General features: G+C 67.0%; 27 protein-coding genes. 24 read left to right on the top strand and 3 right to left on the bottom strand.

Going from position 1 to position 24,417, the window contains the following annotated elements; translation table 11 throughout:
- Positions 1–111: 111 nt before the first annotated feature.
- Entirely contained in the window at positions 112–615 is a 504-nt protein-coding gene (gene rfaE2, locus I8J34_RS14895) for a D-glycero-beta-D-manno-heptose 1-phosphate adenylyltransferase (protein ID WP_214362417.1), read from the bottom strand.
- 244 nt (positions 616–859) lie between these two features.
- Between rfaE2 and I8J34_RS14890 the strand changes: the two genes are divergently transcribed.
- The 14 genes from I8J34_RS14890 to I8J34_RS14825 all read left to right on the top strand — a co-directional run bounded on the left by I8J34_RS14890 (position 860) and on the right by I8J34_RS14825 (position 12,104).
- Complete coding sequence (locus tag I8J34_RS14890) at positions 860–1,063, top strand: hypothetical protein (protein WP_214362416.1); 204 nt, start codon at positions 860–862, stop codon at positions 1,061–1,063.
- Positions 1,064–1,181: 118 nt separating this feature from the next.
- Positions 1,182–2,513 carry an NAD(P)/FAD-dependent oxidoreductase gene (locus I8J34_RS14885; protein WP_214362415.1) on the top strand — a complete coding sequence of 444 codons (1,332 nt, stop codon included), beginning with the start codon at positions 1,182–1,184 and terminating at the stop codon, positions 2,511–2,513.
- A 25-nt stretch (positions 2,514–2,538) separates the two neighbouring features.
- Positions 2,539–3,774: an SAM-dependent methyltransferase gene (locus I8J34_RS14880; protein WP_214362414.1), complete on the top strand. Its 1,236-nt coding sequence runs from the start codon at positions 2,539–2,541 to the stop codon at positions 3,772–3,774.
- Positions 3,774–4,271, top strand: coding sequence for a chalcone isomerase family protein (locus I8J34_RS14875; RefSeq protein ID WP_214362413.1), 498 nt, complete (start codon positions 3,774–3,776; stop codon positions 4,269–4,271). The genes I8J34_RS14880 and I8J34_RS14875 overlap by 1 nt, the downstream gene beginning before the upstream one ends.
- Positions 4,268–5,512, top strand: a complete 1,245-nt coding sequence (locus I8J34_RS14870) for an MFS transporter (RefSeq protein WP_214362412.1) — start codon at positions 4,268–4,270, stop codon at positions 5,510–5,512. The genes I8J34_RS14875 and I8J34_RS14870 overlap by 4 nt, the downstream gene beginning before the upstream one ends.
- Positions 5,509–6,045, top strand: coding sequence for a DUF3833 domain-containing protein (locus I8J34_RS14865; RefSeq protein ID WP_214362411.1), 537 nt, complete (start codon positions 5,509–5,511; stop codon positions 6,043–6,045). Before I8J34_RS14870 ends, I8J34_RS14865 begins: the two co-directional genes overlap by 4 nt.
- On the top strand, positions 6,042–6,827 hold the full coding sequence (locus I8J34_RS14860) for an SDR family NAD(P)-dependent oxidoreductase (RefSeq protein WP_214362410.1): 786 nt from the start codon (positions 6,042–6,044) through the stop codon (positions 6,825–6,827). The genes I8J34_RS14865 and I8J34_RS14860 overlap by 4 nt, the downstream gene beginning before the upstream one ends.
- On the top strand, positions 6,824–7,258 hold the full coding sequence (locus I8J34_RS14855) for a nuclear transport factor 2 family protein (protein ID WP_214362409.1): 435 nt from the start codon (positions 6,824–6,826) through the stop codon (positions 7,256–7,258). The genes I8J34_RS14860 and I8J34_RS14855 overlap by 4 nt, the downstream gene beginning before the upstream one ends.
- 344 nt (positions 7,259–7,602) lie before the next feature.
- On the top strand, positions 7,603–8,730 hold the full coding sequence (gene coxB / locus I8J34_RS14850) for a cytochrome c oxidase subunit II (protein WP_214362408.1): 1,128 nt from the start codon (positions 7,603–7,605) through the stop codon (positions 8,728–8,730).
- Between the two features lie 21 nt (positions 8,731–8,751).
- Positions 8,752–10,335, top strand: coding sequence for a cytochrome c oxidase subunit I (gene ctaD / locus I8J34_RS14845; RefSeq protein WP_214362407.1), 1,584 nt, complete (start codon positions 8,752–8,754; stop codon positions 10,333–10,335).
- The gene (locus I8J34_RS14840) at positions 10,332–10,448 is read left to right on the top strand and encodes a cytochrome oxidase small assembly protein (protein WP_214362406.1); all 117 of its coding nucleotides are present in this window, start codon (positions 10,332–10,334) and stop codon (positions 10,446–10,448) included. The genes ctaD and I8J34_RS14840 overlap by 4 nt, the downstream gene beginning before the upstream one ends.
- Entirely contained in the window at positions 10,445–10,999 is a 555-nt protein-coding gene (locus I8J34_RS14835) for a cytochrome c oxidase assembly protein (protein ID WP_214362405.1), read from the top strand. Before I8J34_RS14840 ends, I8J34_RS14835 begins: the two co-directional genes overlap by 4 nt.
- Positions 10,999–11,199, top strand: a complete 201-nt coding sequence (locus I8J34_RS14830) for a DUF2970 domain-containing protein (RefSeq protein ID WP_214362404.1) — start codon at positions 10,999–11,001, stop codon at positions 11,197–11,199. Before I8J34_RS14835 ends, I8J34_RS14830 begins: the two co-directional genes overlap by 1 nt.
- A gap of 53 nt (positions 11,200–11,252) precedes the next feature.
- Positions 11,253–12,104, top strand: a complete 852-nt coding sequence (locus I8J34_RS14825) for a cytochrome c oxidase subunit 3 (RefSeq protein WP_214362403.1) — start codon at positions 11,253–11,255, stop codon at positions 12,102–12,104.
- 8 nt (positions 12,105–12,112) lie between these two features.
- On the opposite strand, the gene I8J34_RS14820 is transcribed toward I8J34_RS14825, so the two are convergent.
- A complete protein-coding gene (locus I8J34_RS14820; protein WP_214362402.1) occupies positions 12,113–12,307 on the bottom strand; it encodes a twin transmembrane helix small protein in 195 nt (64 codons plus the stop codon).
- Between the two features lie 63 nt (positions 12,308–12,370).
- Between I8J34_RS14820 and I8J34_RS14815 the strand changes: the two genes are divergently transcribed.
- From I8J34_RS14815 to ipdC, 6 genes are all read left to right on the top strand, one after another.
- Positions 12,371–13,072: an SURF1 family protein gene (locus I8J34_RS14815; RefSeq protein WP_230411854.1), complete on the top strand. Its 702-nt coding sequence runs from the start codon at positions 12,371–12,373 to the stop codon at positions 13,070–13,072.
- Entirely contained in the window at positions 13,062–13,616 is a 555-nt protein-coding gene (locus I8J34_RS14810) for a redox-active disulfide-containing membrane protein (protein WP_214362400.1), read from the top strand. Before I8J34_RS14815 ends, I8J34_RS14810 begins: the two co-directional genes overlap by 11 nt.
- A complete protein-coding gene (locus I8J34_RS14805; protein ID WP_214362399.1) occupies positions 13,616–14,713 on the top strand; it encodes a COX15/CtaA family protein in 1,098 nt (365 codons plus the stop codon). Before I8J34_RS14810 ends, I8J34_RS14805 begins: the two co-directional genes overlap by 1 nt.
- Complete coding sequence (cyoE, locus tag I8J34_RS14800) at positions 14,694–15,593, top strand: heme o synthase (RefSeq protein WP_214362398.1); 900 nt, start codon at positions 14,694–14,696, stop codon at positions 15,591–15,593. The genes I8J34_RS14805 and cyoE overlap by 20 nt, the downstream gene beginning before the upstream one ends.
- A 10-nt stretch (positions 15,594–15,603) precedes the next feature.
- Complete coding sequence (locus I8J34_RS14795) at positions 15,604–16,188, top strand: SCO family protein (RefSeq protein ID WP_214362397.1); 585 nt, start codon at positions 15,604–15,606, stop codon at positions 16,186–16,188.
- Between the two features lie 95 nt (positions 16,189–16,283).
- Positions 16,284–17,912 (top strand): indolepyruvate/phenylpyruvate decarboxylase, encoded by a 1,629-nt coding sequence (gene ipdC, locus I8J34_RS14790; protein WP_214362396.1) that lies wholly within the window; start codon positions 16,284–16,286, stop codon positions 17,910–17,912.
- 57 nt (positions 17,913–17,969) lie between these two features.
- Here the strand turns inward: ipdC and rpoH are convergent, their stop codons facing one another.
- Positions 17,970–18,830: an RNA polymerase sigma factor RpoH gene (gene rpoH / locus I8J34_RS14785; RefSeq protein WP_214362395.1), complete on the bottom strand. Its 861-nt coding sequence runs from the start codon at positions 18,828–18,830 to the stop codon at positions 17,970–17,972.
- Between the two features lie 243 nt (positions 18,831–19,073).
- On the opposite strand from rpoH, the gene I8J34_RS14780 reads away from it, so the two are divergent.
- From I8J34_RS14780 to I8J34_RS14765, 4 genes are all read left to right on the top strand, one after another.
- Positions 19,074–21,278, top strand: a complete 2,205-nt coding sequence (locus I8J34_RS14780; RefSeq protein WP_214362394.1) for a type I secretion system permease/ATPase — start codon at positions 19,074–19,076, stop codon at positions 21,276–21,278.
- Positions 21,275–22,690 (top strand): HlyD family type I secretion periplasmic adaptor subunit, encoded by a 1,416-nt coding sequence (locus tag I8J34_RS14775; protein ID WP_214362393.1) that lies wholly within the window; start codon positions 21,275–21,277, stop codon positions 22,688–22,690. Before I8J34_RS14780 ends, I8J34_RS14775 begins: the two co-directional genes overlap by 4 nt.
- A complete protein-coding gene (locus tag I8J34_RS14770; RefSeq protein ID WP_214362392.1) occupies positions 22,687–23,304 on the top strand; it encodes a response regulator transcription factor in 618 nt (205 codons plus the stop codon). The genes I8J34_RS14775 and I8J34_RS14770 overlap by 4 nt, the downstream gene beginning before the upstream one ends.
- Positions 23,305–23,416: 112 nt before the next feature.
- Positions 23,417–24,417, top strand: a 1,001-nt coding sequence (locus tag I8J34_RS14765; protein WP_214362391.1) for a retention module-containing protein, incomplete at its 3' end; no start/stop codon positions are given.

Raw genomic sequence — 24,417 nt, 5'->3', positions numbered from 1 at the left:
TTTTCGCATATACCAATTCACTAAAAAACGAGGTGAATCAATCGCTTTTCGTGATAACGGCAGGCCGGGGACAGCCTTGAGTGGTAAACGCCTAATAATTGATGCGCCGCATCATTCCGGCGCGTGGAGGCTGTGCCGGATGCGCTCGATGAGGTGCGTGGTCGAGCGCTCGTGCTCGAACGGGATGGCCAGGACCTGCCCGCCCCAACCGGTGACTTCGGCCGCGCCGACGATGGCCTCGGGCGGCCAGTCGCCGCCCTTGACCAGCACGTCGGGGTGGCAGCTCAGGATGGTCGAGCGTGGGGTGTCGTCATCGAACCAGGTCACCAGATCCACGCAGCCCAGCGCGGCCATCACCGCCAGACGGTCGGCCAGCGGGTTGATCGGCCGCTCGTCGCCCTTGCCCAGGCGGCGTACCGAGGCGTCGGTGTTGAGCGCCACCACCAGCGACGCGCCGAGCGCCCGTGCGCGGGCGAGGCAGGTGACATGCCCGCGATGCAGGATGTCGAAGCAGCCATTGGTGAAGACCAGCGGGCGGGGGAGCGCGGCGATGCGCTCGGCCAGCGCCTCGGGGGGACAGAGCTTGTGTTCGAACTCGGGCGGGGGGAGCGACATGATCCTGAGCCTGTGCGCCAAAACCTCAGGATAGCGCACTGACAGGTCGGCTGGCGCGACCTGCGGCGGATCCGGCGCACACGGCGCGGCCGCGACCGAGGGATGCGCCGGCCACCGATCGGTCTCAGGGCGCCGCGGGCGCGAGCACACGAGAATAGTTTTCAAATTGTCTTGGACAAATGTTTGACGAAAGTCGATGGAATGGATATCGTGGCGTCAACGAAGTAATTGTCTAGGACAAAACATGAACACCTACAGCCTTTTCAGCGGACTCTCCAGCTTGTTGTGCCTCGCGATCCTGAGTGTCGTGCCCCGGGTGGGTACGGCACAGGCGAGTCCGGTCGCGGCCGCCTCCCCCAGCGACGCCGCCGCCTCGACAACCCAGCCGCTGTCTGCCGCGAACGCCAGACAGCTGGACCGGTTGATCGTGCTGCACCGGGGGTGGTGAGCATGGTGGGGAAGCCCTGGCGCTGCAGGAGATCCGGCGCTGATCGGGCGCATCGAGCAATGGCTGGACGCGCCGTCGCCGTCCGGCGCCGAGGGATGTCAAGTGCAGGAGCTTTTTCATGGACATGAATGAACACAGCCGGTTCACCCCGCGCCCGGGCCAGCGCGTCGCCGTGGTGGGCGGCGGCATCGCTGGCCTGGCAAGCGCCTGGCTGATGCGCGAGACGCACCAGGTGACGCTGTTCGAGGCCGCGCCCTATGTCGGCGGGCACACGAATACCGTCGATGTCGAGCTCGATGGCCAAGTGGCGGCGGTGGATACCGGCTTTCTGGTCTTCAACCGCCGCACCTATCCGAATCTGTGCGCCCTGTTCGACCGCCTGGGCATCGCTGCAGCGGCCTCGGAAATGTCGTTTTCGGTCAGCCTCAGCGAGCCCGACCTGGAGTGGTCGGGCACCTCGCTGACGTCCCTCTTCGGCCAGCCGCGCAACCTGCTGCGCCCGGCCTTCTGGCGGATGGTGACCCAGATCCTGCGCTTCAACCGCGAGGCGTCGGCGCTGGCTGCCGACCCGGCAGCCGACCATGGCGCGCTGGGCGACTACCTCGACGCTCACGGCTACAGCGCCGCCTTCCGCGACTGGTATCTGCTGCCCATGGCGGCGGCGGTCTGGTCCTGCCCGACCGGCACCATGCTGGCCTACCCGGTGCAGACCTTCGTGCGCTTCTGCCTGAATCACGGGCTGCTGCAACTCCAGGACCGACCGCAGTGGCTCACCGTGGCGGGCGGTGGTCGGCGCTATGTGGCGCGGATGGTGGCGGACCTGGCGGATGTGCGCGTCGCCTCGCCGGTGCGGCGCGTCATCCGCGGCGCCGACGGTGTCCGCATCAAGACCGGCACGGGGGAGGAGCGTTTCGATGCCGTGGTGCTGGCTTGCCACAGCGATCAGGCGCTGGACCTGCTCGGCTCGCAGGCCACAGGTGAGGAGATGGCGATTCTCGGCGCGGTGCGCTACCAGCCGAACGTGGCCTACCTGCACACCGACGAGGCGCTGCTGCCGCGTCGCCGTCGGGTGTGGTCGGCCTGGAACTACGCCGCCGGCCCTGGCCAGGCCGGCCAGCGGCCGGTGTCGGTCTCCTACCTCATCAACCGGCTCCAGCCCTTGCCCTTCCGCCGCCCGGTGGTGGTCTCGCTCAATCCCTTCCGCCCACCGCGCGAGGAAAGGGTGATCCGCCGCATCGACTATGCGCACCCGGTGTTCGACCAGATGGCGGTCGAGGCGCAGGGCTGGTTGAGCGCGCTGCAGGGGCGCCAGCGCACCTGGTTTGCCGGCGCTTGGCAAGGCTACGGCTTTCATGAGGACGGGCTGCGCTCGGCCATCGAGGTGGCCGAGCGGCTGGGCGCCACCGTTCCGTGGCGGACACCGGCCCGCCCGGTCGCGGCCGCGGTCTGAGACTTGCACTTGGAGATCGATCACCATGAACCTTAGCGAACAGACGCTCGATGTCGGCCTGGCGGCCCTGCCCACGCGGCTACCGCGGCGTATTCGCGCCGTCCTCGATGTGCTCGACGGCCTTGAAGGCGGCGCGCTGGCGGTACGCCTGCCGGGTGCGGCGCCGGTCACGCTGGGCCGCGGCGAGATCAAGGCGCACTGGGCCATCGACGACTTGGCCGCCTTCGACCGCCTGATCGCCACCGGCGACATCGGCTTGGGTGAGAGCTGGATGGACGGTCAGTGGCATACCGACGATCTGCCCGCCTTGCTCACGCTGCTGGCACGCAACCGCGCCACGCTCGGCCGCCGGGTGCATGGCCGGGCGCCATCGCTGGTGTGGCATCGGCTGTGGCATCTGGCGCGCGCCAACACCCGCCGCGGTTCGCGCAAGAACATTGCCGCCCACTATGACCTGGGCAACGATTTCTACCGACTGTGGCTCGACCCGTCGATGACCTACTCGGCCGCCTGCTTCGCCGATGACGATGAAGCGCTCGAAGACGCGCAGCTGCGCAAGTATCGCCGCCTGCTCGATGCGCTGGCGGTGTCGCCGGGCCAGCAGATTCTCGAGATCGGCTGCGGTTGGGGCGGATTTGCCGAAGTGGCGGTGCGCGAATACGGCTGCCGGGTGCGGGCGCTGACGCTGTCGCCGAGCCAGCGGGATTTTGCCCTGGCGCGCGCCCAGGCCGGCGGCTGGGCCGACAAGGTCAGCGTCGAGTTGTGCGACTACCGCGACGTGACCGGCCGCTACGACCATATCGTGTCGATCGAGATGATCGAAGCGGTCGGCGAGGCCTTCTGGCCCACCTACTATCAGCAGCTGTCGCGCTGCCTGGCGCCGGGCGGCAAGATCATGTTGCAGGCGATCACCATCGACGAGGCCTTGTTTCCGGCCTACCGGCGCGGCACCGACTTCATCCAGCGCTACATCTTCCCCGGCGGCATGCTGCCGACGCCGACCCGCATCGGTGCCGATGCGGCCCGCGCCGGCCTCGCGGTAGTGGCGCAGACCGCCTTCGGCGCCGACTACGCGCGCACCCTGCAGCGCTGGTCCCACGCCTTGAATGCCCAGCGCGCGGCCGTGCAGGCCCTCGGTTTCGACGCCCGCTTCATCCGCATGTGGCAGTTCTACCTGGCCTACTGCGAAGCGGGTTTCCTGGCCGGCGACATCGATGTGCGCCATGTCGGCCTGGCGCATGCCCAGGCGGCGGGGGTGTGATGCTCCGGGCCGCCCTGGTCGCGCTGGCCCTGATGGCGCTCAGTGCCCGCGCCGAGGTGCCGCTGCCGCAGGCCGTCGCGGCCAAGGCACCCTGGCAGCTTGTCGGCAGCGGTCAGATGCAGTGGTTCGTCTTCACCGTGTATGACGCGGCCCTGTGGCAGGCGCCCGGGGCCCAGGCGCTGGCGATTCGCTACGCGCGCAGCATTGCGTCGGCGACGCTGGCCGAGACCACGATCGAGGAGCTGACCCGGCTCGGCTTGCCCGCCGCCGAGCGCTGGCGGGCCGACTTGCAGGAGCATTTTCCGGACGTGGTCGAGGGCGAGGTGATCGTCGCGGTGCGCCAGCCGGGCCTCGGCGTGCGCTTCTACCATCAGGGACGCGCGACGGGTGCGATCCGCGACAGCGCCTTCGCCGACGCCTTCTTCGGCATCTGGCTCGATCCGCGGACCCGCGCCCCCGAGCTTCGCGCCGCCCTGCTGGGCGAGGCGGGCCGATGAGCGCCGCCGCACTGCCGCGCCGCACCGTGCTTGCCTATGGCGTGCTGGGCTTTCCCCTGGCCTTTGCGGCGCTCCCCATTTATGTCCATGTGCCCAAGCTCTATGCCGATTCGCTCGGCCTGCCGCTGGCGCTGGTCGGCGCCGTGCTGCTGGGCGCGCGTGTCGTCGACGCGGTGGCCGATCCGCTGATCGGTTGGGCCAGCGACCGCTTGGGCGGGCGTCGCTGGCTGATCGCGCTGGGGCTGGTGCCGCTGGCCCTCGGGGTGCTTGCCCTGTTGCGGCCGCCAGCCGACGCCGATGCGCTGTGGCTGCTGCTGGCGCTGACGGTGGCGTATGCCGGTTACTCGCTGGCCAATATCAACTATCAGGCCTGGGGCGCCCGTCTGGCGCCAACGTCGCTCGATCGCACCCGGGTGGTGGCCGCGCGCGAAGGCTTCGGCCTGGCCGGGGTGGTGCTGGCCGCCGCTTTGCCGGCCTGGCTGGCCGCGGATCCGGCGGCCGGGCTGGGGCAGCTGGCGCTGATCTTTGTGCCGGTGGTGGTGCTCGCCGGCGTGGTGACGCTGGGCGGCGCCCGCGGCGGTGAGCGCGGCCGGTCGATGGCCAGCGCGCGCATGCTCGCCGCGGTTTTGCGTCGGCCGGCGTTTCGGCGCCTGCTGGCTGTCTTCGCGGTGGGCGGTATCGCCGCCGCGGTGCCGGCCACCACGGTGTTGTTCTTCGTCGATGACGTGATCGGGGAGGGGCAGCGCGCCGGCATGTTCCTGGCGGCCTACTTCGTGGCGGGCGGCGTCAGCCTGCCGCTATGGGTCGCGCTGGCGCGCCGGGTCGGCAAGTTGCGCGCCTGGCTGTTGAGCATGGGCCTGAGCATCGTGGCGTTCGCCTGGGCGGCTGGCCTGGGCGCCGGCGACGGCCTGGCCTTCGGGTTGATCTGCGTGGCGTCGGGGCTCGCGCTCGGTGCCGATCTGTCGCTGCCGCCGGCGATGCTGGCCGACCAGCTGGCGCATGGCGCCGATGGCGACGGGGCCTGCTTCGGCTGGTGGAACTTCGCCACCAAGGCCAACCTGGCGCTGGCCGCCGGCGTGTCGCTGCCGCTGCTCGCGCTGCTCGGCTATGTCCCTGGCGCGCGCGATGCGCAGGCGCTGAGTGCTCTGGCCATCGTCTATGCCGGCGTGCCGGTGGCCCTCAAGGCGGTCGCGGCGACGCTGCTGTGGCGCTGGCGCGACCGGATGGGAGAGATGCGATGAGACAGTGGCTGTGCGCCCTGATCGGCGCCATCGGCCTCGTCGGCTGCGCCGGCACCGATGTGTCGCGCTATGCCGCGCAGAGCCCGCCCCTGGTGCTCGAAGACTATTTCAACGGCACGCTCGATGCCTGGGGCATGTTCCAAAAGCGAGGCGGCGAGGTGGTCCGGCGCTTCCATGTGGTGATCGAGGCGTCGTGGGACGGGCCGGTCGGCACGCTGGACGAGCGCTTTACCTATGACGACGGTGAAACGCAGCGTCGGGTATGGACGCTGCGTGCGCTGGGCAACGGCCGCTACACCGGCACGGCCGGCGACGTGGTGGGTGAGGCCGAGGGCAGGGTGGCCGGCAATGCCTTCCATTGGCGCTATGTGCTGGCGCTGCCGGTCGATGGCAAGGTCTACGAGTTGGATGTCGACGACTGGATGTACCTGGTCGACGATCGTGTCATGCTCAACCGCTCCGAGATCCGCAAGTTCGGAATCCGCCTGGGCGAAGTCACCCTCAGTTTTCGCAAGCGTGAGGCGGCGCGGTGAGCGGCCTCAATCCGCCGATCGCCGACTGGCGCGGCCGGCATGTGTGGCTGATCGGCGCCTCCAGCGGCATCGGCGAGGCGCTGGCGCATGCCCTGGCCGGGCGCGGCGCGATGCTCGCGCTGAGCGGCCGGCGCGCCGACGCGCTGGATAAGGTTGCCGAGGCGCTCGGCGGCGCCGAGGTGCTGCCGCTGGACATCACCGTCGCCGGCGCCGTTGCCGAGGCCTGGGAAGCGTTGCTGGCGCGTTGGGGCGGGTGCGACATGGTGGTCTTCGTGGCGGGCACCTATCAGCCGACGCCCGCCAGCGAATTGTCGGCACAGGTGGTCGAGCGCACGGTGGCGGTGAACCTGTCCGCCACGCTGGCGGGCGTGGCGGCGGTGTTGCCGGCCATGCTGGCGCGCGGGGCGGGCCACATTGCGCTAGTGTCGAGCGTGGCGGGCTATTCGGGCTTGCCCAAGGCCGGCGTGTACGGCGCGACCAAGGCCGGGCTGATCAACTTCGCCGAAAGCCTGTTTCTGGAGTTGCGCCCGCGGGGGCTCGGCGTGCACTTGATCAACCCCGGCTTCGTGGCGACCCGCCTGACCGCCGACAACGATTTTCCGATGCCGGCGCTGATCTCGCCGGCGGCGGCCGCGGCGGCCATCGTCGCAGGCTTGTCGCGCGGCGATTTCGAGATTCATTTTCCCAAGCGCTTCTCGCGCGTGCTCAAGTTGCTGCGGCTGCTGCCTTACCGGCTCTATTTCCCCCTGGTGCGCCGGGTGACCGGCGGGAGCAAGACATGACGGCGAACCTGGATGCGCTGGTGGCATTCTTCGAGGCACTGACGCCGGCCGATGTCGAGCGCTTCGACACCTTCTATGCGGAGGATGCGCACTTCGTCGATCCGTTCAACGATGTGCAGGGCGTGCCGGCCATCGCCGCCATCTTCCGGCACATGTTCGAGCAACTCGGCGATCCGCGCTTTGTCGTGACCGAGCGCTTCGTGCAGGACGACCGGGCGGTCCTGATCTGGTCGCTGCGTTGCCGGCTGGGCGGGCGCTGGGTGGAGATCCCCGGCGCCAGCCATCTGTGCTTCGGCGCGGACGGCCGCGTCCGTGTGCATCGGGACTTCTGGGATGCCGCGTCCGGCGTGTATGCCCGGTTGCCGCTGATCGGCGGGTTGATGCGATGCGCAAGGCATCGCTTGAGTGCACCGCAGCCAGGTCGCCGCTGAGTAGCGTCGGCAGACGCTAGATCCGTTTCCTTCCCGGGCGGTGACAGGGTATGACGACCGGAAGCGCATGGCGATCGCGTTCCGCCTAGCGGATATTGCGATGCAACACGTTGATCCAGATCAAAAATCAGCTTGCGGCGTTTAAAACGGGTGTGGCACTATGCCGCGCAGAGACCGAATCCGCGCAAAACAAATCACACAGCGGATTTCGGAGGAGAGAGACCGCAACCGGCGCATCGCGGGTTCCGGGAAGCCTGTGCCCCGCAGACACATCGACGGCGCCGTTTTTGGCTGACCGGGAACGCTTTTTTTGCGCCCCACACAGACTTGGATGGGGGTTGCACATGAGCGTGTTGGCTCGTTCCGCAGTAACCATGCTGTCCGCCGTGTCCGCAAGCGCGGCGTGGGCGGCGCAGTCCAGCATCAATCTTCAGACGCCGGTCACTTCGGTGGCTGCCGAAATCTACGACATGCACACCTTGATGATGGTCATCTGTCTGGTGATCTTCGTTGCCGTGTTCGGTGTCATGTTCTGGTCGGTGTTTCATCACCGCAAGTCCAAGGGCGCGGTGGCGGCGCACTTCCATGAAAACACCCTGGTCGAAATCGCCTGGACCGTGGTGCCGGTGCTGATCCTGCTTGGCATGGCCTATCCGGCCACCAAGACGGTGATCGCCATGAAGGACACCTCCAACCCCGACATCACCATCAAGGCCACCGGCTACCAGTGGAAATGGGGTTACGACTACATCAAGGGCGAAGGCGAGGGCATCAAGTTCGTCTCCAACCTGTCGACCCCGCTGGACCAGATCAAGGGGCAGGCGGCCAAGGGTGACAACTATCTGCTGGAAGTGGATAACCCGGTGGTGGTGCCGGTCGGCAAGAAGGTTCGTCTGCTGCTGACCGCCAATGATGTGATCCACGCCTGGTGGGTGCCGGCGCTTGGTGTCAAGCAGGATGCGATCCCCGGCTTCATTCGCGACGCGTGGTTCCGCGCCGACAAGGAAGGCGTCTTCCGCGGCAACTGTGCCGAGCTGTGCGGCAAGGATCACGGTTTCATGCCGATCGAGGTGCATGTGTTGTCGGCGGAGAAATACGCTGCCTGGGTGGCCGATCAGCAGGGCAAGATGGCCGCCACGACCGAAGACCCGAACAAGGAATGGGCATTGGCCGAGCTGGTCGCCAAGGGCGAGCAGGTGTTCGCGGCCAATTGCGCTGCCTGTCATCAGGCCGATGGCAAGGGCATCCCGCCGGCCTTCCCGCCGCTCGATGGTGCGGCCATCGTGCAGGGCGACAAGGCCGAGCAGATCAAGGTGGTGATGGAGGGGCGCGCCGGCACCGCCATGGCAGCCTTCGGCAAGCAGCTGTCGGATACGGATATTGCCGCCGTGATCACCTATACCCGCAATGCCTGGAGCAACCAGACGGGCGAAGCCATCCAGCCGGCCGAAATCGCGGCCGCGCACAACTGAGTTCAGGTAGGAGGAGGCTGCATGTCTGCTGTCACCCCGGATCAACTGCATGACGATCACCATCATCACGCCCCGGGCGGGCTGATGCGCTGGATCACCACCACGAACCACAAGGACATCGGCACGATGTACTTGATCTTCAGCTTCATCATGTTCCTCTCCGGAGGGGTGATGGCGCTGACGATCCGGGCCGAACTGTTTCAACCGGGTCTGCAGATCGTGCAGCCCGAGTTCTTCAACCAGCTCACCACCATGCACGGTCTGGTGATGGTGTTCGGCGCGATCATGCCGGCCTTCGTCGGCTTCGCCAACTGGATGCTGCCGCTGATGATCGGCGCCTCCGACATGGCCTTCGCGCGCATGAACAACTGGAGCTTCTGGTTGCTGCCGGTGGCCGCGATCCTGCTGATCGGCTCGTTCTTCGTGCCGGGCGGGGCGACCGCCGCGGGCTGGACGCTGTACGCTCCGCTGTCGGTGCAGATGGGCATGGGCATGGACCTGACCATCTTCGCCGTGCACATCATGGGGATCAGCTCGATCATGGGGGCGATCAACATCGTCGTCACCATCCTCAACATGCGTGCGCCCGGCATGACCATGATGAAAATGCCGCTGTTCTGCTGGACATGGCTGATCACCGCCTACCTGCTGATCGCCGTGATGCCGGTGCTGGCCGGCGCGGTGACCATGATCCTGACCGATCGCCACTTCGGCACCGCCTTCTTCAATGCGGCGGGCGGCGGTGACCCTGTGCTCTACCAGCACGTGTTCTGGTTCTTCGGGCACCCCGAGGTGTACATCATGATTTTGCCGGCCTTCGGCATTGTCAGTCAGATCATCCCGACCTTCGCGCGCAAGCCCTTGTTTGGCTATGCATCGATGGTCTACGCCACCGCCTCGATCGCCATTCTGTCCTTCGTGGTGTGGGCGCACCACATGTTCACCACCGGCATGCCGGCGGCGACGCAGCTGTTCTTCATGTACGCGACCATGCTGATTGCCGTGCCTACCGGCGTGAAGGTGTTCAACTGGGTGGCCACCATGTGGCGCGGCTCGATGACCTTCGAGACGCCGATGCTGTGGGCCACGGGTTTCATCTTCGTGTTCACCATGGGCGGTTTCACCGGGCTGATCTGCGCCATCGCGCCGATCGACATCCAGGTGCAGGACACCTATTACGTGGTGGCCCACTTCCATTACGTGCTGGTGGCCGGCTCGCTGTTTGCGCTGTTTGCCGGGGCCTACTACTGGCTGCCGAAGTGGACCGGCCACATGTATCCGGAAGGGATCGGCAAGCTCCACTTCTGGGCATCGATCATCTTCTTCAACATCACCTTCTTCCCGATGCACTTCCTGGGGCTGGCCGGCATGCCGCGGCGCATTCCGGACTACGCCCTGCAGTTTGCGGACTTCAATGCACTGGCCAGTATCGGGGCCTTTGGTTTCGGCCTGTCGCAACTGATCTTCATCGTCGCAGTGGTCAAGTGCGTGCGGGGGGGCAAGAAGGCGGCCGCCAGCCCGTGGGAAGGCGCCGAGGGGCTGGAGTGGACGGTGCCGTCGCCGGCGCCCTACCACACCTTCGAGACGCCGCCGGTCGTCAAGTGATCGGGCTCGCCATGGCCAAGGGGAAGAATCTTCGTACGGCGCTGCTGCTGCTTCTGGTGGCGCTGACGTTCTTCTTCGCGATCATGGTGAAGACGGGATGGCTGGGGGCATGAGCACGCGCGCCGACGACAACCGGCGGCTGTTGATGCGCTTGGGCATCGCGGCGGTGGCGATGTTCGGATTCGGCTTTGCGCTGGTGCCTTTCTACGAGGCCATCTGCCAGGTCACCGGCCTGCGCAACATTCTCCAGCCCGACGATGTGGAGAACACGCAGGTCGACGAAACCCGGCGCCTGGTCATCGAGTTCGACGCCAACACGCATGATCTGGCGTGGCGTTTCCGGCCCTTGCAGACTTCGGTCGATGTCCATCCGGGCCAGCTGGTGCAGGTGGCCTACGAGGTGACCAACACGCGCGATGTGCCCGTCACCGGGCAGGCGGTGCCAAGCTACGGGCCCCAGATCGCCGGGAGTTATTTCAAGAAGGTCAACTGCTTCTGTTTCGAGCAGCAGACCCTGGCCGCGGGTGAGACTCGCACCATGCCGGTGCTTTTCGTGGTGGACCCGAAGCTGCCGGACGATGTGCACACGATCACTTTGTCCTACACCTTCTTCGAGGTGGCCGGAACGCAGGTGCAGCGCGCCGGCAACGGGGGGCAGGGGTGATGGCCCAGGCGCCCCGGGCCGGGTTCTGGGCCACCTTGCGGGCCGTGCTGTGGTCGTTCGTCGGCATCCGCAAACGCCGCCACTACAAGGACGACGCGACCTCGCTCGATCCGAAAGCGGTGATCGTGGCCGGAGTGCTGGCAGGGGTGGTGTTCGTGCTGAGTATCGTGGCGTTCGTAAGATTCGTGGTGGGTGTGTGAATAAGGGGTGCGCCTGAGGGCGGCCGCCGAATTAACTGATCGGAGACTTCAACATGAGTCCGACAATCGAGAAGTACTTCGTACCAGAGCCGTCGAAGTTCCCCATCTTCGGCTCCTTCGCGCTGTTGTGTATCGGTGCCGGCGCCGTGATGTGGCTCAACCATGTCGGTCCCGGGCCGGAGGTGTTGCTGGTCGGCGTGGCGACGCTGATCTACATGCTGTTCGGCTGGTTCGGCCAGGTGATCCGCGAGTCCGAAAGCGGCAAGTACGGCAAGAACGTTGACGCGTCCTTCCGCTGGAGCATGGGCTGGTTCATCTTCTCCGAGGTGATGTTCTTCGCCGCCTTCTTCGGCGTGCTGTTCTATGTCCGGGTGATCTCTGTCCCTGCGCTCGGCAGCGGCGAGAACGAGAGTGTGTTGTGGAGCGGCTTCCAGGGCGTGTGGCCGACCGCCGGGCCGTATGGCGCCGATGCCTTCTCGCCGATGGAAGCCTGGGGCATTCCGGCGCTCAACACCCTGATCCTGCTGACCTCCGGTGCGACCCTGACCTGGGCCCACTGGGGCATGATGAAAGACAACCGCACCCAGCTCAAACTCGGTCTGTTGTTGACCGTGCTGCTCGGCGCGCTGTTCATGGGGTTTCAGGTCTACGAGTACATGCATGCCTACTCGGAGATGAACCTGAAGCTCACCTCCGGCATCTACGGCTCGACCTTCTACATGATGACCGGCTTCCACGGCCTGCATGTGACGATCGGCGCGATCATGCTGCTGGTGATGCTGTTCCGCGTGATGGCCGGCCACTTCACCAAAGACCACCACTTCGCCTTCGAAGCGGCGGCGTGGTACTGGCACTTCGTCGATGTGGTCTGGCTGCTGCTGTTCGTGGTGGTGTACTGGCTGTGAGTGTTGGGCTACAGGCGACCGGGGATGAAGCCGGTCGCAAAGCCGATCATGAGTAGCAGAAACAACCCGATCGACAGCCCGATCCGCAGCGTCAGCGCGCGTACCACGCGTGGCCCGCGCCCCTTGTCGCGCAACAGGAAGGTGAGCGCCGAGCCCAGGCTGACGAGGATGGCGATCAGAAAAAGTACGACGACGATGCGCATGGGCGGCTCCGCTGAAATGTCGGTCCAGTGTAGCCCAGCCATCCGCTGCGCGGGATGAGCGGCATGCGGGTCAAGGACGTGGTGCCCTATCTGGTGGGCGTTCTCGTCTGCGTTCTGACCGTCCAGTTGGGCCTGTGGCAGACTCGGCGGGCCGAGGAGAAGCTGGCGCTGGGCGAACGCATGGCCGCCGAGGCCGAGGCGCCGATGACCGTGCTGGCCGCGGCGCCGGAAGAATGGCAGGCCGTACGCCTCACGGGGCACTGGCTGACGGCGGGGTCGATCTACCTCGACAACCGGGTTCACCACGGGCAACCGGGCTACCAGCTGCTCACGCCGCTACAGACCGAAGACGGTCGGCGGGTGCTGGTCAAGCGGGGTTGGCTGGCAGCCGGGCGCGACCGGACCGTGTTGCCGTCGGTACGGACGCCGGAGGGAGAGGTGTTCGTCAGTGGGCGGGTCCGTCGTCCTGAGGCGAAACCCTACTCGCTGGCGGATACGCCGAGCGAGGGCGCGCGCTGGCAGTATCTGGATCTGGCTGCCTACCGGGCGCAAACCGGGATTGCGGTGGCGGATGTGGTGGTCGAGCAGACCGATCCGTCGTCCGACGGCTTGATCCGCGATTGGCCGCGCCCTGATCTTGGCGTCGATCGACACCGCGGGTATGCGGTGCAATGGTTTGGCCTTGCCGCCTTGTCGGCGGGGCTGTGTGGATGGTTTGGATGGCGACGCTGGAGGCACGATGGCAGCAGCCAAGATGACGCGTAAGGCCCGACTGACGCTGGCCGCCCTGATCGCAGTGTGTGTGCTGCCGGTGGTGGCATCGTATCTGGCGTTCTATGTCTGGCCGCCCAGTGGCCGCAGCAACTACGGCACGCTGGTGACGCCGACGCCGCTGCCGGACGGTGCGCTGGCCACGCCGGACGGCGGCGCGTTTGCCCGGGACGACATCAAGGGCTTCTGGACCTATGTGGTGGTGGCCCCCGCCGCGTGCGATGCCGCCTGCCAGCAGGCCTTGTATTTCACCCGCCAGGTGCGCACGGCACAGGCGCAGGAGGCCACGCGCGTGGCCCGTGTCTGGTTGCTGACCGATGGTGGCGCGCCCGATGCCGCGCTGCTGGCCGAGCACCCGGAGCTCGTGGTGGCGCGGGCCGAAGGCCCCTGGCTCGAGCAGCTCGACGGCGACACCGTGGCGCAGGTATGGCTGGCGGACCCGCGCGGGCAGGTGATGATGCGCTATCCGGCCGAGCTCGATCCGAAAGGCATGGTCAAGGATCTGGCGCGGCTTCTCAAGTATTCGCAGGTCAGCTGATGACATTGGGCTCCCCACGCTCGCTTCGCTCGCAGTCCCCGTCGGGGGGCGCGCCTGCCCTCGGGGCTTCCCCGCGGGCCGATGGGTATCGCCGCCTTGTCATCCTCGCCCTGCTGCTGACCCTGGTCGTGGTGGTGTTCGGTGCCTATGTGCGCCTGTCGGACGCCGGTCTGGGGTGCCCGGACTGGCCGGGCTGCTACGGCAAGGCGACGCCGGCCCATGCGGCCGAGCACATCGCCGAGGCCGAGTCGGCGCAGCCCGGCGGGCCGGTATCGCTGCCCAAGGCCTGGAAGGAAATGATCCACCGCTACCTGGCGGCCACGCTCGGCTTCATCATCCTGGTGATCGCGGCGCTGGCTTTGCGGAATCGTCGTGATCCCGACGTGCGCCCCTGCATTGCGGTCCTGCTGGTCGGCGTCGTCATCTTCCAGGGCTTGTTGGGCAAATGGACCGTCACGCTGCTACTCAAACCGGCGATCGTCACCGGCCACCTGATTGGCGGGCTGACCACCCTGGCACTGCTGGCCTTGCTGGCCATCCGGGCGACGGGGGTGCGGCGGCGCTTTGCCTCGCCGGGCCTGGTCCGTCTGGCGCGATTCGCGCTGTTGCTGGTCGTCGGCCAGATCGTGCTCGGCGGCTGGACCAGCACCAACTACGCGGCTCTGGCCTGCACCGATTTCCCGACCTGTCACGGCAGCTGGTGGCCGAGCATGGATGTCGGCAACGCCTTTCACGTGGTGCGTGAGTTGGGCATGACCGCCACCGGCGATCTGCTCTCGCACGAAGCGCTGACGGCCATTCACTGGGCACACCGGCTCGGTGCGGTGGCGACTGCCATCGTTGGCCTGCTGCTGGTGATCGGGCTGCTGCGGCAGGGGTTCGGATCGATGGCGATGCTGTTGCTGCTGATGCTGTCCGGCCAGGTCGGCCTGGGCATTGCCAACGTGGCGCTGAGTCTGCCGCTGCCGCTGGCGGTGGCGCACAACGCCGGTGCAGCGCTGTTGTTGTTGGTGATGGTGTTGATCAATGCGCGCCTGATGCCCGAACGGGCATGGCGTGCCGTGCGAGGGAATCCCCATGAAAACGCTTACGCTTGACCGCTCGGATACCTGGCGCCGGTTGCGGCACTTCTATGTGCTGACCAAGCCGCGGGTCAATACGCTGATCGTCTTCTGCGCCATCATCGGCATGTTCCTCGCCGTGCCCGAGGGGCTGCCCTCGGCGCAGGTGGTGTTGCTCGCCACGATCGGCATTGCCTGCGTGGCCGGTGCGGCGGCGGCCATGAACTGTCTCATCGAACAGCAGATCGATGCGCGCATGGCGCGCACCCGGGCGCGGCCCCTGCCGCGCGGCGAACTGAGCTCGGCCGAAACCCTGGTGTTTTCGCTGCTGCTCGGCGGCGCCGGGCTGGTGCTGCTCTACCACGGCGTCAATCCGCTGACGATGTGGCTCACGCTGGCCACTTTCGTCGGCTACGCGGTGGTCTACACCGTCTTTCTCAAGCCGCGCACGCCGCAGAACATCGTCATCGGCGGCGCATCCGGCGCGATGCCGCCGGTGCTCGGCTGGGCCGCGGTGACCGGTGAAGTGAGCAGCGATGCCTTGCTGCTGTTCCTCATCATCTTTGCCTGGACGCCGCCGCACTTCTGGGCGCTGGCCTTGTACCGCAGCGCCGACTACGCGCGCGCCGGCCTGCCCATGCTGCCCGTGACGCACGGCTCGCGCTATACCCGGCTGTCGGTGCTGCTCTACACCTGCATCCTGTTCGCCGTCACCTTGCTGCCTTTTGCCACGCGCATGAGCGGCATTGCCTATCTGGCGGCGGCGGTGGTGCTGGGCGCGGCCTTCCTGCGCTATGCCTGGCGCCTGTACGTGGATTACAGCGACAAATTGTCGCAACAGACTTTCCGCTACTCCATCGTGTACCTATCATCGCTGTTTGCCGCCTTGCTGGTGGATCACTACCTGCCCTATTGATGAGGCCACGATGCTTCGAATCCTCCTGGTGGTCGCCGCGCTCGCGGTGACCGCCTGCAGTCCCGCCGAACCGCCCAAAAGCTTTCACAACACCGACATCACCGGTGCCGATTACGGCAAAGGCTTTTCGCTCACCGACCACACCGGCAAGCCGCGCACACTGGCCGATTTCAAGGGCAAGGTGGTGACGCTGTTCTTCGGCTTCACCCAGTGTCCGGACGTGTGCCCGACCAACCTGCTCACGATGAGCGAGGTCATGCGCCTGCTCGGCCCCGACGCCGAGCGCACGCAGGTGCTGTTCATGACGGTCGATCCCGAGCGCGATACCCAGGCCCTGCTGGCCGAGTATGTGCCGGCCTTCGATCCGCGCTTCCTCGGCCTGTTCGGCGACATGGACACCACCGCCGCGGTGGCCAAGGACTTCAAGGTGTTCTACCGCAAGAGCGGCGATACCGACGGCCCCAACTACACCATCGACCACTCGGCCGGTACCTATGTCTTCGACCCGCAAGGCCGTCTGCGCCTCTATGTGAAGCACGGGGCCGCTGCGCCGGACATCGCCGAGGACATCAAGACCTTGTTGGCCGAAGGATGAGTCGGGGCAGGATCTGCCAAAGTGGGGGCGTGTAACGCAATCATTGGATTGGGCTAAGCCGTAATCTGGGCGCATTTCTGTCCCGGAGCTTCGCCATGAATCTGTCCCAAGTCCTGCTGTCGGCGCTCAAGGCGCACGGCGCCCGTGAGGTGTTCGGCATCCCCGGCGATTTCGCCCTGCCGTTCTTCCGCGAGATCGAGAACGCCGGCATCCTGCCGCTGTACACCCTCAGCCATGAGCCGGGCGTCGGCTTTGCCGCCGATGCCTCGGCGCGGATTCGCAGCACGTTGTCGGTGGCGGCCGTCACCTACGGCGCCGGTGCGCTCAACATGGTCAACCCGGTGGCTGGTGCCTATGCCGAAAAATCGCCCGTGGTGGTGATCTCGGGGGCACCGGGCAAGGGCGAGGCGAGCACCGGCCTGCTGCTTCACCACCAGGCCAAAACCCTGGATTCGCAGTTCGCCATCTACCAGGAAATCACCTGTGACCAAGCCCGCCTGACCGACGCCCGCACCGCGCCGGCCGAGATCGCGCGGGTGCTGGCCAGCTGTCTGCGCGAGTCGCGGCCGGTGTACATCGAGCTGCCGCGCGACATGGTGGCCGAGCCCTGCGAGCCGGTGGTGGCACTGGGGGCGCCGGCTGTCGACCCGGCGGCGCTGGATGCCTGCACCGACGAGATCCTGGCGCGGCTGGCCGCGGCCGAGCGGCCGGTGCTGATGGTCGGCGTCGAGGTGCGGCGCTTCGACCTGGAGGCGCAGGTGGCGGCCCTGGCACGCCAGCTGGGGATTCCGGTCGTCACCAGCATTCTCGGTCGCGGCCTGCTGGCCGGGCATGATGCGCCGTTGGCCGGCACCTATCTGGGCGTGGCCGGCGACGAGGCGGTGACCGCGCTGGTCGAGGATTCGGACGCGCTGTTGATGCTCGGCGTGCTGGTGTCGGACACCAACTTCGGCGTGTCGGCGCGGCAGATCGACCTGCGCAAGGCGATCCATGCCTGCGACGGCGAGGTCACGCTGGGCTATCACACCTATGCGCATCTGCCGTTGGGGCAGGTGGTGCGCCGCTTGCTGGAGCGCGCGCCGGCGGCCCGGCAGATGCCCACGCTGGCGCCGCCGAGCTATCCGCACGGGATGGTGGCCGATGACGCGCCGATCGTGCCGGGCGATATCGCGCGCGGCATCAATGACCTGATGGCCCGCCACGGCGTGATGCCGATCGCCGCCGACATGGGCGACTGCATGTTCACCGCCATGGAAATCGCCCACCAGGCGCTGGTGGCCCCGGGCTACTACGCCACCATGGGCTTTGGCGTGCCGGCCGGGTTGGGTCTGCAGGCGGCGACCGGCGAGCGCCCCCTGATCCTGGTGGGCGACGGCGCCTTCCAGATGACGGGCTGGGAGCTGGGCAACTGCTGCCGCTTCGGCTGGGACCCGATCGTGCTGGTGTTCAACAACCGATCCTGGGAGATGCTGCGCACCTTCCAGCCGGAGTCGTCCTTCAACGACCTGAGCGCCTGGGATTTTGCCGGCATGGCCGCAGGCCTGGGCGGCGACGGTGTGCGGGTCGACACCCGGGCCGAACTGGCGGCCGCGCTGGAGCAGGCGGTGGCCACGCGCGGGCGTTTCCAGCTGATCGACGTGACCATTCCGCGTGGCGAGCTGTCGCCCACGCTCAAGCGTTTCGTGGCGGGGGTCAAGCGCCTGTCGGCACCGGGCGCGCGCTGAGCGCATGAAAAAGGGCGACCCGCGGGTCGCCCTTGTTTTGCTTCAGGCCGGCTGCGATCAGGCCAGCGCCGCCAACTCGCCGCGCATCTGCTTGAGCGCCTTGGCTTCGATCTGGCGAATGCGCTCGGCCGACACGCCGTATTCGTCGGCCAGCTCGTGTAGCGTGGCGGCCTTGCCGTCGTCGCCGGTCAGCCAGCGCGCGGTGATGATGCGCCGGCTGCGCTCGTCCAGCGCGGCCATGGCGTTGACCAGCCCGTCGCTCTGCAGCTGCGCCTGCTCGGCATTGGCCAGCAACTCGCTCGGCTCGGCCGACGGGTCGCGCAGATAGGCGATCGGGGCGAAGTGCTCGTCATCGTCGTCGCGGCCGCCGTCGAGCGGCACGTCCTGGCCACCCAGGCGGGTTTCCATTTCGACGACTTCTTCGGGCTTCACGCCCAGCTGCGCCGCCACCACCGAGACATCGTCGGGGCTCAGGGCGTTGCGGTCTTTCTTGAGGCCGCGCAGGTTGAAGAACAGCTTGCGCTGGGCCTTGGTGGTGGCCACCTTGACCAGACGCGCGTTCTTCAGGATGTATTCGTGGATCTCGGCCTTGATCCAGTGGATGGCGAAGGACACCAAGCGCACGCCGCGGCGCGGGTCGAAACGCTTGACCGCCTTCATCAGGCCGATGTTGCCTTCCTGGATCAGGTCGGCATGCGGCAGGCCGTAGCCGAGGTAACCGCGGGCAATGGCAACCACCAGGCGCAGGTGCGAGAGCACCAACTCGCGGGCCGCGTCCAGATCGCCTTCGTCCTGGAAGCGGCGGGCGTAGGTCTGTTCTTCCTGCTCGGTGAGGAGCGGGATGCGGTTGGCGAACTGAATGTACTGATCGATGCTGCCGACCGTGGTCGGGACCGGTAGCGACAAAGTGTGCGTCATCGACAATGTCCTCCCAAAAATTTGTGCCTATGTTAGCACTCGCATGCTTCGAGTGCTAAGCACGAAATCGGTTCCGGGAATTTGCAAACTTCCTCCGCAGGATGCCCGGCAGGGTGATGTGGCCGGCTATCATGCGAACCGGCGCCCTTCTTGGCGTTTGGCTTCAAGTTGGGGCGATCGATGCCGTTACCCTCTGCGTGAAACGCCTTCCGTCCCGTTGGCCGGGAACTGCGACAGGATGACATGACTGACAACGACGCTTTGCAGGCTGAACCCGTGATCGCGGTGGCACCCGCCGCCGCGCCGGCTCCCGAACCGCCGCAGGACACTCCGCGGCCGGACGCCTTGCTCGAATGCCTGCTGGTGGTGGCCCGCGCCCATGGGTGCACGCTGACGCGCGATGCGGCCACGGCCGGTCTGCCGCTGGTCGATCACCGGCTGACGCCGTCGCTGTTCGAGCGCGCCGCGCGCCGCGCCGGCTTGGCCTCGAACGTGGTGCGCCGATCCCTCGACGCGCTCAACCCTGCGCTGTTCCCGGTGGTGCTGATCCTTGCCGACGAGCAGGCCTGCGTGCTGCTCGGCTGGAGCGAGGATGGCGCCGCCGCACGGGTGATCTTCCCCGATCTGGGCGAGGCCGAAGCGCTGCTGCCGCGCGCGGACCTGCTCGCTCGCTATGCCGGCCATGCCATCTTTGCGCGTCCGCGCTTCCGCTTCGACGCGCGCACCCCCGAGGTGGGCAAGGCCCGGCACCGCCACTGGTTCTGGGGCGCGATCCACGACAACCGGCCGCTGTATCGCGATGTGTTGGTCGCGGCGCTGATGATTAACCTCTTCGCCATCGCGCTGCCCATGTTCACCATGAACGTGTACGACCGTGTGGTGCCGAACAACGCGATCGAAACCCTGTGGATGCTGGCAGCGGGGGTGGCCATTGTGATGGTGGCCGACCTGATGCTGCGCACCATGCGCGGCTACTTCATCGATCTGGCCGGCAACCGGGTGGACGTCAAGTTGTCGGCCTACATCATGGAGCGGGTGCTGGGCATCCAGATGGAGCAACGGCCGGTGTCGGCCGGCTCCTTCGCCGCCAATCTGCGCTCCTTCGAAACGGTGCGCGACTTCATCACATCGGCCACGGTCAATGCCTTCGTCGATCTGCCCTTCGCGGTGATTTTCGTGGTGGTGATCGGCTGGATCGCCTGGCCGATGGTCATCCCCATCGTCCTCGGCGTGCTGATCGTGCTGCTGTATGCAATGACGGTGCAAAGCCGCATGCACGAGCTGTCCGAGACCACCTACCGCGCCGGTGCCCTGCGCAACGCCACGCTGGTCGAGAGCCTGGTCGGCCTCGAGGCGGTCAAGGCGCTCGGTTGCGAGGGCCACATGCAGCGCAAGTGGGAGCAGAGCGCGGTGTTCCTGGCGCGCACCAGTGCGCAGCTGCGCCTGCTGTCGGCCTCGACCATGAACGGCGCGATGTGGGTGCAGCAGACCACCAACGTGGCGATCATCGTTCTCGGCGTCTATCTGATCGGCAACGGCGAGCTGAGCATGGGCGGCCTGATCGCCTGCTCGATGCTGTCGTCGCGTGCACTGGCGCCGATCGGCCAGGTGGCCGGCCTGCTGACCCAGTATCACAACGCCGCGACGGCGCTCACCTCACTGGATGAGATCCTCTCGCGTCCGGTCGAGCGGCCGGACGATTCGAGCTTCGTCAGCCGGCAGAACTTCGTCGGGCGCATCGAATTCAAGGATGTGCATTTCGTCTATCCGGGCCAGGAGGTCGAGGCGCTGCGCAATGTGTCGCTGCGCATCGAGCCGGGCGAGCGGGTGGCGATCCTCGGGCGGGTCGGTTCCGGCAAGACCACGCTACACAAGCTGATCCTCGGCCTCTACCGGCCCACCGAAGGCGCGGTGCTGATCGACGGCATCGACCTGCGCCAGCTCGACCCGGCCGAGCTGCGCCGCCATGTGGGCTATGTGCCGCAGGACGTAACGCTCTTCTACGGCAGCCTGCGCGACAACCTCACCATCGCCTCGCGCGACGCCGACGATGCCGACGTGGTGCGCGCCGCCGAACTGGCCGGCATCGCCGAATTCGTCAACAGCCATCCGAAAGGCTTCGACATGCTGGTGGGCGAGCGTGGCGAATCGCTCTCCGGCGGCCAGCGCCAGGGCGTGGCGATCGCCCGCGCGCTGATCAACGATCCACCCATTTTGCTGATGGACGAGCCGACCGGCTCGATGGACCATTCCAGCGAAGAATATGTGAAGCAGCAGCTGCGCCACAGTACCCCCGGCAAGACGATGATCGTCATCACCCACCGCACCTCGTTGCTGGAGCTGGTCGATCGCATCATCGTGGTCGACGGCGGCAAGATCGTCGCCGACGGACCCAAGGCCCAAGTGGTCGAAGCCTTGCGGCAGGGCCGCATCGGGAGGGCTGCATGAACCCCCTCGACGCCAAGCAATTCAAACAGATCGGCGATGTCTCCAACGCCGTCTCGGCCCGCACCCGCCCGCTGCTCGATCGCCTCTTCGGCCGGCTGGTGCCCGAGCAGGGCGAGACCGATGTGGACTGGAGCGGCGACGCCGACCGCGCGGTGCTGATGCAAGAGCCGTTGCGCGCCAGAGCCCTGCTGCGTGGGGCGCTGGTGGTGCTCGTGTTGCTGATCGTCTGGGCCGGCTTTGCCGAAATCGACGAAGTGACCCGCGGCGAAGGCAAGGTGATTCCCTCCAGCCAGCTGCAAGTGTTGCAGTCCTTCGACGGTGGGGTGGTCGAGGAGATCCTGGTCAAGGAAGGCGATGTCGTCGATGTCGGCCAGACCTTGGTGCGTATCGACCCGACCCGCTTCGTCTCCTCGTTGCGCGAGAACCGGGCACAGTACTTTGCCCTGGTGGCCAAGGCCGCGCGGCTCGAAGCCTTGTCGGCCGGCACGCCCTTCGTGGCGCCCGCCGAAGTGGCCAAGGCGGCGCCGGACCTGATCGGGCAGGAGCGCGCGCTGTACGAGTCGAGCCAGGCCAAGCTCGACGGCGAACTGGCCATCGCCCGCCAGCAGATGGCGCAGCGCAGCCAGGAGCTGGTCGAAGTCCAGGCGCGACTGGCCCAGGCGTCGCAGACCTACAACCTGGTGTCGCAAGAGCTGAGCGTGACCAAGCCGCTGCTCGCCTCCGGTGCGGTGTCCGAGGTCGAGCTGCTGCGCCTGGAGCGGGACGTGGCCCGCCTGCGCGGCGAGCGCAATCAGGCCACGGCCCAGATCGCCCGCATCCAGTCGGCGATTGCCGAGGCCAACCGCAATATCCAGGACGTGGAGCTGGCCTTCCGCAACGCCGCCCGCAACGAGCTGGCCGACACCCGCGCCAAGCTCAACAGCTTGTCCGAAGGCAGCCTGGCGTTGGTCGACCGGGTCAAGCATGCCGAGGTCAAATCGCCCATGCGCGGCACGGTCAAGCGGTTGCTGGTCAACACCGTCGGCGGGGTGGTGCAGCCGGGCAAGGAGGTGGCCGAGGTGGTGCCGCTCGACGAAGCGCTGCTGCTCGAGGCCAAGATCAATCCCAAGGACATCGCCTTTCTGCGCCCCGGGCAGCCGGCCGAGGTCAAATTCACCGCCTACGACTTTTCCATCTATGGCGGCCTCAAGGCCACCGTGGAGCAAATCGGCGCCGATACCGTGGTCGATGATCGCGGCAACGCCTTCTACATCGTGCGTGTGCGCACCACCGAATCCAGCCTGGGTGAGAACCTGCCGATCATTCCCGGCATGGTGGCTCAAGTGGATGTCCTGACCGGCAAGAAAACCATCTTGTCGTACCTGCTCAAACCGGTCTTGCGCGCCAAGGCCAATGCGTTGACCGAACGATGACCCAGCACCTGTTCATTGCCTCGAACGGCCAGCTCAACCCGCGCTGGCGCACCGCCTTCCCCGATGCCACGGTACGCACCGCGCTCGGCGGCGAGCGGCCCGACGTGTTGTGGTGGGCGCAGCAGCCGCTCGACGCGCGGGCAGTGGCCGACGCCATCGCGGCATGGCCGGGCACGCCGGTGGTGGTGCTCTCGCCCACGCCCCGCCAGGAAGACGCCATGCTCGCCATCGCCCTCGGCGCCCGCGGCTACTGCCACAGCCATGCCACGCCCGCGATGCTGCAGCAGGTGGCGGTGGCCGTGACGCACGGCGGCCTGTGGCTGGGGCCCGAGTTGATGAGCCGCGTCATGGGCGCCGCCAGCGCACGCCTGAGCGGCGAGGCGCCAGCCGACACCGTCGACGGCTTCGACCGGCTGACCCCGCGCGAGCGGGATGTCGCCCTCGAAGTGGCACGCGGCGCCACCAACAAGGAAGTGGCCCGGCGGCTCGACATCTCCGAGCGCACGGTCAAGGCCCACCTCGGCGCCGCCTTCGAAAAACTCGGCGTACGCGATCGCCTGCAACTGGTGCTGACCCTCAAGCACATGCCGGCCGTGGTCGACCACGCCGCCTGAGCGGCGGCTGCCCTTGTCCACCGGTCCAATAGGCGCCGTCGCCTGGCCGCCGTAATCTCGCAGTATCGAATCAGTGTCGGTCGGCCGCGCGCCGGCTCAGCGGAGAACAAAAATGGCAAGCAACCAACCCATCGCAACCGTCGTGGCCGTCATCGGTTACGCCTATGCCCGCAACGCCGAAGGCGAACTGCGCGTGCTCAAGCCGGGCGACGCCCTGTACGAAGGCGAGGTCGTCATCACCCGCGACGGCGGCAAGGTCGAACTGGCCACCAGCGATGGTCAGTTGCTCGACGTGCAGCCGAACGAAACCGTGGCCATCACCGCCGATCTGTCCGACACCACCCGCCCGACGCCGCAGGAAGCGGCCGTGGGAGACGCCACGATCGACCAGGTGATCCAGGCCATCAACCAGGGCGGTGACATCGACGACGCCCTCGAAGCCCCGGCCGCCGGTCTGGCCGGCGGTGCCGGCGGCGAAGGCAACAGCTTCGTGCGCCTGCTGCGCATCACCGAAGGCGTCGATCCGCTGTCCTTCGAGTTCGGCTCGGCGCAGATCGAACCCCCGTTCGTCTTCGATGGCGGCTCGGCCGACGAGGCTGCTGCGGCAACGACGTCGGATGTCGTCCCGCCCGCCCCGACCGTGAGCATCCCCGACACCGACGGCGCGCTCAACACCACCGACTCAACGATTGCCGAAAGTGCCGGCCCCACCAACGCCAGCTTTACGCTGACGGCACCGGCCGGCCTGAGCGCGATCACGTTGGACGGGACGACGGTTACCGTGGCCGAACTCAATGCCCTGGGCACTACCCCGGTCAGCATCAACACCGGTGAAGGCACCTTGGTGCTGACCGGCTACGACGCCACCACCGGTACCGTCAGCTACAGCTACGACCCCAACGTGCAAGATCACAGCACCGGTCCGGTCGTCGATGCGATTTCCGTGTCGGTGGTCGATACGCTCGGCCGGACGGTCAGCGACTCGATCGACATCCAGATCACCGACTCCGTGCCGGTGGCCGTGGGTGACACCAACGTGATCGCCGAAGACGGTGTCAACACCGTGTCCGGCTCTGTGCTCACCAACGACACCGTCGGTGCCGACACCAACGC

This window comes from Denitromonas iodatirespirans, assembly GCF_018524365.1.
Taxonomy (GTDB): Bacteria; Pseudomonadota; Gammaproteobacteria; order Burkholderiales; family Rhodocyclaceae; genus Nitrogeniibacter; species Nitrogeniibacter iodatirespirans.
The sequence above is the reverse complement of the archived record's forward strand: the minus strand, read 5'-3'. Positions and strand labels throughout refer to the sequence as shown.